7 protein-coding genes are annotated in these 12,360 nt (G+C 42.9%); all 7 read right to left on the reverse strand.

Annotation, left to right across the window (positions count from 1 at the left end; genetic code table 11):
- Positions 1-38 precede the first annotated feature (38 nt).
- The 7 genes from G628_RS0115160 to amrA all read right to left on the reverse strand — a co-directional run bounded on the left by G628_RS0115160 (position 39) and on the right by amrA (position 12,357).
- Positions 39-1,109 (reverse strand): ABC transporter substrate-binding protein, encoded by a 1,071-nt coding sequence (locus tag G628_RS0115160; protein WP_027209487.1) that lies wholly within the window; start codon positions 1,107-1,109, stop codon positions 39-41.
- A gap of 19 nt (positions 1,110-1,128) precedes the next feature.
- Positions 1,129-1,908, reverse strand: coding sequence for an ABC transporter ATP-binding protein (locus tag G628_RS0115165; RefSeq protein ID WP_026655688.1), 780 nt, complete (start codon positions 1,906-1,908; stop codon positions 1,129-1,131).
- Positions 1,902-2,855: an ABC transporter permease gene (locus G628_RS0115170; RefSeq protein ID WP_027209488.1), complete on the reverse strand. Its 954-nt coding sequence runs from the start codon at positions 2,853-2,855 to the stop codon at positions 1,902-1,904. The genes G628_RS0115165 and G628_RS0115170 overlap by 7 nt, the downstream gene beginning before the upstream one ends.
- A gap of 172 nt (positions 2,856-3,027) precedes the next feature.
- Positions 3,028-4,794 (reverse strand): carbohydrate-binding protein, encoded by a 1,767-nt coding sequence (locus tag G628_RS18335; RefSeq protein ID WP_051199243.1) that lies wholly within the window; start codon positions 4,792-4,794, stop codon positions 3,028-3,030.
- A gap of 413 nt (positions 4,795-5,207) precedes the next feature.
- A complete protein-coding gene (locus G628_RS19025; RefSeq protein WP_027209489.1) occupies positions 5,208-9,326 on the reverse strand; it encodes a carbohydrate-binding protein in 4,119 nt (1,372 codons plus the stop codon).
- A gap of 764 nt (positions 9,327-10,090) precedes the next feature.
- Positions 10,091-10,939 carry an AmmeMemoRadiSam system radical SAM enzyme gene (amrS, locus tag G628_RS0115190; protein ID WP_027209491.1) on the reverse strand — a complete coding sequence of 283 codons (849 nt, stop codon included), beginning with the start codon at positions 10,937-10,939 and terminating at the stop codon, positions 10,091-10,093.
- A gap of 32 nt (positions 10,940-10,971) precedes the next feature.
- Entirely contained in the window at positions 10,972-12,357 is a 1,386-nt protein-coding gene (gene amrA / locus G628_RS0115195; protein ID WP_027209492.1) for an AmmeMemoRadiSam system protein A, read from the reverse strand.
- Between the last annotated feature and the right edge of the window lie 3 nt (positions 12,358-12,360).

Raw genomic sequence — 12,360 nt, forward strand, 5'->3', positions numbered from 1 at the left:
AGTAATCATCTCCCAGTCAATTTTTTTGAGTAAAACACTTAGCTGTTTTCAGTAAATTTCTTGCTTGAAGGGTCATAAGTAAATGACTCAGGAACTCCCTCAAGATCTGGGAAAACAGTCTTTGTAAATTCATCCGCATTGAGCGAAGCGTCAAGATCGCCCGTCTTCTGAAGATCGTCGAATGATGCCTTAAATGTCTCTCTTCCAAGCTTTACAGAAGGCTCATAGTTAAGGCTTGCAAGGATCTCGCCGTATCTTGCGATGTCCTCTTCGCTCTCTGAAGGCATATATCCGTTCTCAACCTGAAGTCTTGCCGCTTCCTCAGGAAGTGCCTGAACGAAAGCTGCTGCCTTCTGGATTGCTCTTGCATACGCAGTCGCACCCTTTGGATTCTTTGCTATAAGCTCCTGTGATACATAAGCCTGGCAGCAATATTCCTTTGAAAAGACCTCGTCCTCACCGATATCAAGTATCTTGATAAAGTCATAGTTCTTCTCTGCGTTGTATGCCACGGGATCGTGAATTCCGATCGCATCTACGGCACCGTTATCAAGCGCTGTCGGAAGGTCTGTCATCGCATATGTCACAAACTGGATATCAGCATCGCTTCCGTTTACCTTAAATCCAAGACTGAACAGCTTTCTCTTAAGCTGAATCGGCGCAGAATCCGACAATGACGCAACGCCTATTGTCTTGCCCTTAAGATTTTCAAGGGAATTTACTCCGGAGCCGTTCTTTGAATAGAACTTTGTACATCCTCTGTGAAGTCCTGTCACAAAAGAGATTGAAAGTCCGTTTGATATAGGCTGCATGAGCGTACCGGTAAGTCCGTAGCCTGCATTGATCTCACCACTTGTTATCTGCTCCGTGATCGTATCTATATTGGAAGTTACAACTTCATACTTCTGCCCGATTGCTTCGAATTCCTCGTCAAAATAGCCGTTTATGATAGCTATATGAACCGGTGCAAGACACAAGCTTTCTTTGTTATTAAGAATCTTTACGGTAAGTTCTTCTCCTCCTTCGCTCTTTTCTGATTTAGCACCGCAGCCTACAAGCAGTGCCGCTGTCATGGTCAAAGCCAAAACACTTGCAATTACCTTTTTCATTTCTTTTCTCCTTAAAAAATTACAAATAATACTCCGGCTCTTTGTTCTCTCCGGCATAGTTCAGAATTTCCAGAATCTTCGTTCTGTATTTGATAAAGTCCGTTCCTCCTCTCGCTCTTGGTCTTCCAAGTTCTATATCAAGCACCTGCTCGATCTTCGCAGGTCTTGGCGTCATTATGACAACTTTGTCAGACAGATAAACAGCCTCGTCAACATCGTGTGTCACCATGATCATCGTCATCTTCTGATCCTTCCATATCTTTAAGATCTCATCCTGCATATTCATTCTTGTGAATGCATCCAGCGCACCGAGCGGCTCATCAAGCAAAAGAACTTTCGGATGTCCCACAAGCGCTCTTGCAAGCGACGCTCTCTGGTTCATTCCACCCGACAGCTGGTGCGGATAGGAATTTTCAAAGCCCGTAAGCCCGACCATTTCTATATATTCTTTTACATCTTCTTTTTTCTCTTTATATATTCCTCTCGCCCTCAGGCCAAAAGCGATATTGTTTTCAATAGAAAGCCACGGATAAAGATTTGCCTGCTGAAAAGCAAATCCTCTCTCATGCCCCGGTGCCGTAACAGGCTCTCCGTCAAGAAATACCGTTCCTTCATCTGCAAGTCCAAGTCCCGCAATAGCTCGCAGGAGTGTTGTCTTTCCGCATCCCGACGGGCCTATAAGCGATATAAAAGATCCGGGTTCAATATCAAGGTTTACTCCGTTCAGAGCATTTACAACACTTCCGTCAGGATTTGTAAAACTCTTGGATACGTTTTCAATTTTTATCTCTCCTACCATTTAATTACTCCCTTCTGCCATCCAAGCAGTCTGTCCTTGATCCTGAATAAAAGAGTGATTATCAGGTTACACAATACCGCAAGAAGTATCAGTCCCGCGTAAACGTTGGCATACAGCATCATGCTCTTTTGCCAGTTAAGATACCAGCCGATTCCCGATTTACAACCGAACATCTCGGCTGTCACAAGTGTTACAAACGAGCCTGTCGTCGCATAAAAAAAGCCGAGGAACACGTTGGGAAGCGCCGCAGGAATTCCGACTTTGAAGATTTTATATAACTTATTTGCTCCCAAAGTATCCGCAACCTCAAAATAAGTCTGCTGAACATTCTGTATTCCGTTACTTGTCATGACAGTTATCGGAAACCACACCGACAGTGCTATCATGAATACCGCCGCCTGATAAGATGTGCTAAAAAGTGAAAGCACGAGCGGTGACCATGATGTTGCAGGAATAGGTCCGATTATCTTGGTCAAAGGATTGATCCAATAAGCAACATTCTTGTTGAATCCTATAAGTATTCCCGTTGTAAATCCAAGCGCCGCTCCGACCGCAAATCCTATTATCAACAGCTTTCCGGATGATACTATGCATTCAAGCATGAGCGCTCTGTCATTTACGAATACCGCAAACACCCTGTCCAGAGACGGGAAAAAGAGAACCGGAAGAAGCGCAAATTTACTGCATATAAGATTTATGAAGTTTAGCAGCTGTGCTCCTCCTGCGAGTAGCGGCCCGCTTTTTAAAAGATATTCGTCTGTCTTTTTATTAAAGAAGGAAGCTACATATAAACCTATGAATAATGCTCCTACTATATAAAGAAAGTATGTAAAGAACGGTCCTTTTGCATCAGGCTGTTTTGCCGAGTTCGGCACCGCCACCTGGATCAGCAACGTAAATATCACCGATATGATGGGGCTGATCTTCTTTAGTTGTTTTGTAACCAATTACTTTTTCCTCCTCAACTATTAATTGTTGTGCTCCCGTTATAGACAACGAAAGCCGGAGGCTTCATTTTATTGAAACCTCCGGCTTTCCGGTCAGCTCAGTGCTTTATGATGTTCAAATCTTATCATACAAAGCACAAGCTGCATAATTCATGAATGTTATCGTTTGCAATCAGTTATTGTTATCACTAAAGAAGTAATCCAATCCCCCGCTTGCATCGCCGCTTCCGATTATTCCGAACTCGGTGCTCTGTCCGGGATTTAAAACAGCATTCCAGGAGAGAGGCGTAAATACGTAGTATTCATCGTCTTCATCCACATTTGTACACCAGCTCTGAGCGACGTTTATATATTTCTTTTTAATCTTTAATGTCCATCCCGAAGACTGCTCTTCAGATATATTGGTAATCTTGAAATTTATCTGATAACCGCCGTCCCAGATATCTCTTGAATATTTAAGTTCAAGCTTGCAGTCGCCCTGAATATCCGGCTGTTCGGGTTCTTCGGGAATTTTAGGCTCCTCGGGTTGCTTCGGCTCTTCCGGATGTTCAGGCTTATCCGGTTCCTCAGGTAATTCAGGTTTGTCTGGGATCTCCGGCAACTCAGGCTGCTCTTTTCCTGGATCGTCATTTTCTTCTCCGCCCGATATAGGCTCATTGCCCGGAACCGGCATCATCTTACTCATGACTGTCCATTTATCGATCATACAACTTCCGACTTTGCAAACAAAATAAAGGTCATGTATTCCCTCTATATTAGGAGCTTTGGTTCTATAATGCAGATATTCACCGTCTGTATTCTCAACCTTTATAACGCCGAGAAGTTCTCCGTCAACGCTTCCTTCTCTTACCTCAACGGCTGCCGGCTTTTCACTCTTTGCAACAATAACAACCGATGTAAGGCCATATCTAAAGTTTACTTTTTGGGCTGAGATATATCCGTTTTCCTTGATTGATACAACCTTGTTCCAGTTATCTTCAACTATCTCGGCATTTTCTCTCGGGAAATCAATCTCTGCTTCGACATAGCCGTACGGACTAATCTTTTCACCGGGTGTCGGAAGCGGCCTGTCGGTGTTTCTCGGAGCCGCGCACCAATTATCAATGTTGCATTTTCCTTTTTTCCCAACAAAATAAATCTTCTGCATTCCTTCAATATTCGCCATTTCTCCCTCAAATGGCTTGTAGGAATCATCCGTGTCGCGAAATTCTATCGTGCCGATAAGTTCACCCGCAGGAGAATCTTTTCTAACCTCGATTATTCCGTCATCTTCAGCTCTTGCCTCAATCGTAATGCTCTTAAGTCCCTTTTCGAAGTTGACATCCTTCATAAGGAAAAAATCATTTTCAGAAAAATCGGCTAAAACAATACGTCTTTTATCCTTAACTACCCCTACTCCCGATGTGCCGAAGTTAACTTCCGCCTCATTATCCTTGTACGGATCGATCTGCGGAACATCGCCGCTTTCGTAGATCTTGCCCGGAAGTGCCTTCCATGTCGCAATATCTATTGGATTGTTCGCCTCAAAATATATATCATGAACTCCCGAAACGTTCACTTTCGGAATCCCGGTACTTTGATTAAACGAATAAGCTCTGATAAGTATCCTTGCGATAGGCTCGCTCTTCGGATCATCTATATATACATAAATTTCTGAACCGCCCCATCTTGTCCTTGCCGTCACTTCTATGCCGGTAAGCCCCTTTGAAAAATCCACATTCTCCGCTTTAAGTATCTTTGATCCGGAGATCGGCGAATATTGAATACCGTCCTCATAGAAACCGCCTCCGTTTTCCATTATCTCCGTCTGTACTAATTCATACGGGTTTAAAAGAGCTTTCTCATTATTGGGTTCTGCTGCCTTTATTGCCATGCCCTGCAAAATCAACATGACTGCTACCGCCAAAAAACTTATTGCTACTCTCACTTTCCTTTTCATATTTTTTACCCCCGATACACTTTAACGACTCTGCTACATAATTTGTAGTCCGAACAGCTAGATTACAGATAACTCATCTTGTTTTCTATTTTCTGATCTGTGTTTTCTCACCTATTTTTCCCACGATGCATCTCTAAATACAGATAACTCATCTTATTTTCTCTCTTCTTATCTGTGTTTTTCATCAATTTATACCTCTAAATCACAGATAATCGCTTCGTTTTCGCATTTCTTATCTGTGTTTTTATCAATTTTCTCCTTTTAAACCTCCGAAAATCACAGATAATCGCCTTATTTTCACTTTTTTTATCTGTATAAAGAAAACCCGGTGACCGTCAAAAGACAGCCACCGGATTTCTTACCTTCTTTTAAAGAAGGTCATTAACCGCCCCTTTCTCTCTTTTTATCTTTTTTTACTCAAATACATAATCAATCTGGCTCGGCTCTCCACTTCCGATAATTCCGAATGTGGTAGACTGTCCGTTTCCAAGCGTAGAATTCCATGACATAGGAGTAATTACATAGTAATCGCCCTGCTGCTGGATATTTACGCACCAGCTCTGAGTAATGTTGATACCGTTTCTCTTAATCTTGAGCTTCCACGTGTTCACTGTATTACCTGAGCTGTTGGTAACGGTGAAGTTTGTCTGATAACCACCCTGCCATTTGCTTGTATTTTGAGTAAGCTTCATGCCTGTCTCAACTACAGGAGGCTCTACAACTTCCTTATAAGGATTTACCTTCCAGGAATCAAGTGTTACAGCACTTCCACCACTCGGAACTACGAAGTAGATATCCTTCTTTCCTGTGATGTTCTTTGAAGCTGTGATCTTAAACTCACGTGCGCTTCCGCTTACAGTTGCATATCCGATAAGGTCTCCGCTTGCTGAGCCAACTCTTACCTCAAATCTTGTAGAATTGGTTGCTCCGGCATTTACGATAAATTCTGAAATACCATCAGAGAATACAACATTCTTTGCTACTGCATATCCGCCCGCACCAATGCTTACGCCCTGCTTATTAGGTGTAAGTCTTGCGTTGCTGAGATCTGTAGATGCCTCACCCTCAACAGTGTTGTAAGGATTGATATCTTCATAAACAGGAGGCTCAACTATCGTACCTGATGAAGGCATTGCCTGCCATGCATCAAATGTTGCGGCACCACCCTTTGCCTCAAAGTAAACATAATGCTTACCTGTGATATCTGTTGAAACTTTTACAAATGTTTCTTTTGTAATATCAGTACCAACGCTGATCGAGCCGATAGGTGTCTGCGAATCATCAATATAGATATTAAGCTTAACCTTAGGCTGTGATGCACTTGCAAGTACCTTGAATCCTGATATTCCCTTTGAGAAGTCAATGTTCTGCACAAGGATATATCCGCCATCACTGATGACTATCGACTGCTTGTTAGGTGAAAGCATTGCATTTGTAAGATCCTTGGATACTTCTGCTTCTACCTTGTTGTAAGGATTGATCGTATCGCCTACCGGAGGTTCTACGATTGTTCCGTCCGCAGGTGTTACCTTCCATGAATCAAACGTTATGCTTCCGTCCATTATTGCTACAAAGTAGATGTCATGTGTTCCTGTGATATTATTTGCAGCATTTACTGTTATATCTTTTGCATCTGTACTTACTCTAAAGTTTGCGATAAGGTCTCCGTCCGCCTTATCAAGTCTTGCTTCAAGTCTGTTTGCTCCGCTTGCTTTCGCATTAACTGTAAATTCCTTAATTCCCTTTGAGAAATCTACGTTCTTTGCTACTGCATATCCACCCTTCTGGATGCTTACAGCCTGCTTGTTAGGTGTAACCATTGCGCTCTTAAGCTCTGCAGATGCTTCTGCTTCTACTGTGCTGTAAGGATTTACTGTATCGCCTACAGGAGGTTCTACAATTGTTCCTGACTTAGCCATTGCATTCCAAGCATCGAATGTAACCGATCCGCCTGTTGCCTCGAAGTATACATCGTGTGTTCCTGTAAGGTCTGATGTAAGCTTAATGCCTGTTCCCGAAGCCATATTTGCGCCGACATTTGCTGTTCCAATCGCTGTCTTTGCATCATATCCGGACTTATCAATATAAACATTGAGTTTAACTCCGGGCTTTGATGACTGTGCATAAATCTGGAATCCGTTAAGTCCCTTTGCGAAATTAACATTCTTAACTACTATATATCCGCCATCATTAACTACTACAGATGTCTTGCTTGGAGCAATCATTGCGCTGCTAAGCTCATCTGCTTTTTCTGCCTCTACCTTCTCATAAGGATCTACTGTATCACCTACAGGAGGTTCTACGATTGTTCCGTCAGAAGGTGTTACCTTCCAGTAATCAAATGTTACAGTGCCATCCATCATAGCTACGAAATAAACGTCATGCGTTCCGGTAACACTTGCTGAAACATTTGCTGTTAATTCTTTAGCGTCTGTGCTGACCATATAGCTTGCAATGCGCTCTCCGGTAGGCTTATCAAGTCTGACTTCAAGTCTGTTTGCTCCGCTTGCTCCTGCCTTAACAAGAATTTCCTTAACTCCCTTAGAGAAGTCTACATTCTTTGCAACTGCAAATCCACCCTTCTGGATGCTTACAGCCTGCTTATTAGGTGTGATCATCGCATTGCTGAACTCTGCTGATGCTTCTGCCTCAACCTTCTCATAAGGATCTACCGTATCGCCTACAGGAGGCTCTACAACAGGAGGCTCTTCTGTTCCGTCTGAAGATGTTACCTTCCAGGAATCGAAGGTCAGACTGCCATCCATAGTTGCTACAAAGTAGATGTCATGTGTTCCTGTGATATTCTTTGCAGCACTTACTGTTATATCTTTTGCATCTGTGCTGACTCTGAAGTTTGCGATAAGATCTCCGTCTGCCTTATCAAGTCTTGCTTCAAGTCTGTTTGCTCCACTTGCTTTCGCATTAACTGTAAATTCCTTAATGCCCTTTGAGAAATCTACACTCTTTGCTACTGCATATCCACCCTTCTGGATGCTTACTGCCTGCTTATTAGGTGTAACCATTGCGCTCTTAAGCTCTGCAGATGCTTCTGCTTCAACCTTCTCATAAGGATTTACTGTATCGCCTACAGGAGGTTCTACTACAGGAGGCTCTTCCGTTCCGCCTGATGCTTCCACTGCACGCCATGCATCAAGTGTTATAGCGCCACCATCTGCCTGAATGTATACATCATGAGTTCCCTTGAGCTCTGATGTAACATCCACAGTTGACTCCTTGGCAATATCTGTACCGACATTGATCGAAGCCATGGGTGACTTTGCACCATCAATATAGATGTTGAGTTTAACCTTAGGAGCTGACGCTTTTGCAAGTACAGCAAATCCCGAAAGTCCCTTTGAGAAATCAACATTCTTGGTGATCACATAACCACCGTCTTTAACAACTACCGACTGCTTATTAGGTGATACCATAGCCTCAGCAAGCTCAGTTGCCGCCTCTGCTTCTACCTTACTATAAGGATTTACCGTATCGCCTACAGGTGGCTCAACTACAGGAGGTTCTTCCGTTCCGCCCTGTCCTTCCAGAGCCTGCCATGCATCAATCTGTACAGCTCCGCCATTTGCTTTAAAATATACATCATGTGAACCCTTGAGGTCCGATGATATCTTTACAAATGACTCACTTGACATATCAGTGCCAACGCTGATAGAACCTAACTGAGTATCGATTCCGTCAACATATACATCAAGTTTAACCTTTGGTGCTGAAGTCTTGGCAAGTACCTTGAATCCCGAAACACCTTTTGACAGGTCAACATTCTTGGCTACAATATATCCGCCATCATTTATAAGTACCGACTGCTTGTTCGGAACAAGCTTTGCATTTTCCAATGTAGCTGCTGTCTCGGCCTCAACCTTCTCATACGGATTTACAGCTGTCGGATTTTCCGGCTGATCGGGGTTCTCCGGCTGTTCCGGAACCTCAGGCTGATCAGGGTTTTCCGGCTGTTCCGGAACCTCAGGCTGATCGGGATTTTCCGGCTGCTCCGGAACCTCAGGCTGATCGGGATTCTCCGGTTGGTCCGGATTTTCAGGTTCATCAGGTGTTTCACCCGGTTCCGCTGTCCAACTGTCTACCAAACTTGTGCCCATCGTCTGCACAAATGCAATGGTATCCGCTCCATCCAAATCTTTTACGGAAGTTGAAAATTCCCTGTATTCTCCGTCGGTACCACTAAGTTTAATGCTACCTACTACATCTCCCTTTTCTCCATCTTTATGAATAACAATAAGACCTGCCGAATCCGCTTTGGCTTTTATAACTATCTTAGAAACTCCCTGCGAGAAGTTCACACTCTTCACAGTGAAGTAATTTCCAGATCCAAGGCTGACAACTGTCGCGCCGGCATCTTCATCTGTGAAAACATCTTTTATATTACGTTCAAAGTCAAGTTCCGCCTCAACCGTACCGTACGGGTTAATACTTGGTGCCGCCGCTACTGTCAAGCCTGGTGATAACAATCCTGTTGCTAAGAATACACTTAATGCTACTGATAACTTTCGTTTAATCATAATAAAACCGTTCACCTCCTAGCCTAATAAAATTGTTTTGATTTTTACGTAAACGTTTTAGCGCCCGAGCACTTCCATTTTAACAGCGCATTATTTTTGTGCACAATGTGTAATATTACTCAAATAACGCAAATTTTAATAGTCATAATGACTTAATCTCTTTGCGATTTTAAGTTAGTTTTAATGTGATTAAAAGAAAATTATTAACTTAAATGATTATAAAAAATCGCTAAAAAAAACATTATTTCCTCGCTCAGACTATTTTCTCCCATCTCAAATAAGAATGTATGACTTTTTATAAAAGAATCATCAAAAAAGGTCATATTTTTTATCTCTCGAAAAATTACCATATGACTTTTTTTGGAAAAAACCGCATTAAAAGTCATGTATTTTTTCCATATTTTTTTTGATAAAAAAACAAGTATATGACCCATATGTGCAAAAAGCCCTCAAAAGGTCATAAAATCTATGCTTGCGAAGTTTAAAAAGGCAAAAAAATATGACTTTTTCAGGCATTTTTTTCAGATAAGGTCATACATCTTTTTTTCAGCATACTCTACAAATAAAAAATGCATGACTTTTTAGAAGAAAAATCATCAAAAAAGTCATACATTTGCAAATCACACTTATATATCCCGTCACAAAACAAAAACCTGAATTTTTGTCATATCAGATTGATATTCTTCGCCCCTCGGCAAGACAACTAAAAAAGGCAAATTAAAAAGCAAGCTAACTCCATATACTGCGTTGGCAAGCCAACAACACTAGCAATTCCCCGTATAAACAATTTCAAGTTCTTCTCTTGCGACCTCGGCGAGACGATAAACCTTCTTCACATCGGTCGCGTCGCGGTCGGTCATCTTAAATCTTGGAAAAAATCTTGAAATATGAAGCGGTATGTTCTTCCCGTTTGCCAATTCAAGCTCATGTATCCACGCTGACATCTCGCGCATTTCTTCCTCTCCGTCATTCTCACCGGGAATTATCAGTGTTGTAAGCTCAACATGGCAATGCTTTACCGCTTCCTCAATAAACTCCATGACCTGCTTCCTGCTGCCTCCGAGAAGTCTATCATAATATTCATCCGTAAATCCCTTAAGATCGATATTCATCGCATCAATATACGGAGCTATCTCCGCAAGAACCGTAAGCTCCGCTGTTCCGTTAGATACAAGCACTGTTTTTAGGTCACGTTCTTTTGCAAGCTTCGCTGTATCAAGCACAAACTCATATCCGACAAGCGGCTCATTATAAGTAAAAGCAATTCCGATATTTCCCTGCGCCCTCATATCAAGCGCAACTTTCACAAGCTCCTGCGGCTTTACGGTCTCGGCATCTTCAGCATATCTCCTCGCTTCCTCTGACCACGAAATATCACTATTCTGGCAAAAAGGGCATCGCAGATTGCACCCGAAACTTCCTACCGACAGGATGTAACTTCCGGGAAAAAAATTGTTCAACGGCTTCTTCTCAATCGGATCAAGCGCAAGCCCCGACACTCTGCCATAGTTATATGCAATTACCTTCCCGTCCCTGACCGTTCTTGCGCCGCAAAATCCGATGTCACCTTCCGATAAGGAACAATGCCTGAAACACACTTGACATGCCGCCATAAAGCCTCCCGCTGCCATTATTCCACATTTCCTCAGAAATGCCTCACCACTTCAAACCTCTGCAATTTATACGGCTCATCCTCGAGTATTCCGCCCTTTTGCCTTGCTATATCGATCTGCTCCTCCACGGAATCTATACCGTCAAGATTTGGAAGCAGCAGCCCTCTCTTAACTCCGTGACTAACAATAACTCCATACTTCTTTACATCAAGCTTATCAGGTGAATCTATATCCTCAGTCTCCCCGAGTACATCAACACTTATATCAAGAAACTTAAGCTCATCCTCGGTTATCGGATCAAAGCGCGGATCGTGCGTACTTGCACTTATCGCATTCTGAATTATCTCTTTTGCAATATTGTCCTGAGTTGCGGAGGTTGTACCTATACAGCCGCGAAGCTGTCCCATCTTGTGAATTGATACAAAAGTACCTGCAGTTCTTGTAAGAAGACCATCTGAAAGACCGTCAGGAACCTGAATCTGCCTGTGTTCCTTTACCCACGACTCAACACTTGCCCTCGCAAGCCTCACATATTCATCATTCGCGTCAGCCTTTTCCTTGCATTCTTTTTCAAGCTTTTTTTCATATTCTTGTAAAAAATGTCTGCTCTCATCCGCTCCGTCCGGATAAAAAGTACAGATTCCGTAGCCCACTCCCGTTACATCCTCATGCGAAAGAGCCGTTGCCTTAACGCGAAGACCGTCAAAAACCCCAGCCATGATAACAAACGACCTGTGCCCGCACTCTGCGGCAAGTTTACACAAGCTCTCATCAAATTCAAACAGCCTGCCAAACTCTGCTTTTCCACACACCTCCATTATGTTTTCATCATATTCGGGGCCCTCTTTTGAAAAACCGTAAGGTCCGTATTCCTGCAACTTATGCGAAAGATCTCCGCTTGCGATCAAAACGACTTTTTTCCCCGATTTATCAATAGCTTTCGCAATTATCTGTCCAAGCCTGTAATGATATGTCAAAGGAAGCCCCGAAAGCCCTATACGAATAATCTTTCCGCCACTATATTTTTTGCGTATGAACCACAAAGGAACCATGGTTCCGTGATCGAGGGAAGACTCCCTTTCCCCCATAGTTCCCGCGGGAAAATTCTCTTTTTCTGCAAGAAGCGCAATCGCATCTGCAAGTTCTGTGTCATACTCTTCGGAAAATCTGACTCCGGATGCGCCAAAATCCGCAAAACTTCCCGTTGCTCTGTGCCCCGGCGATATATGAAAGTAATCCGCATACATCACGGAATGCGGACTCGTTATGATGATAGTGTCAGGCTTTAAAGCCGCCACTTCTTCCGCGACCTTCTCATAAGCATTTGTTGTTGCAAGAATCTGTTTCTCTCCGCCTCTTCCGACTTCCGGAATTATAAGCGGTGGATGTGGAACCATAAAAGCTGCCGATACAGTCATTTT

This window comes from Butyrivibrio hungatei NK4A153, assembly GCF_000424465.1.
Taxonomy (GTDB): domain Bacteria; phylum Bacillota; class Clostridia; order Lachnospirales; family Lachnospiraceae; genus Butyrivibrio; species Butyrivibrio hungatei_A.

Bases quoted from the DNA above. Each gene is read 5' to 3' on its own strand.
- G628_RS18335 (WP_051199243.1), bottom strand. From the start codon at position 4,794: ATGAAAAGGAAAGTGAGAGTAGCAATAAGTTTTTTGGCGGTAGCAGTC.
- G628_RS19025 (WP_027209489.1), bottom strand. From the start codon at position 9,326: ATGATTAAACGAAAGTTATCAGTAGCATTAAGTGTATTCTTAGCAACA.
- G628_RS0115165 (WP_026655688.1), bottom strand. From the start codon at position 1,908: ATGGTAGGAGAGATAAAAATTGAAAACGTATCCAAGAGTTTTACAAAT.
- G628_RS0115160 (WP_027209487.1), bottom strand. From the start codon at position 1,109: ATGAAAAAGGTAATTGCAAGTGTTTTGGCTTTGACCATGACAGCGGCA.
- amrA (WP_027209492.1), bottom strand. From the start codon at position 12,357: ATGACTGTATCGGCAGCTTTTATGGTTCCACATCCACCGCTTATAATT.
- amrS (WP_027209491.1), bottom strand. From the start codon at position 10,939: ATGGCGGCATGTCAAGTGTGTTTCAGGCATTGTTCCTTATCGGAAGGT.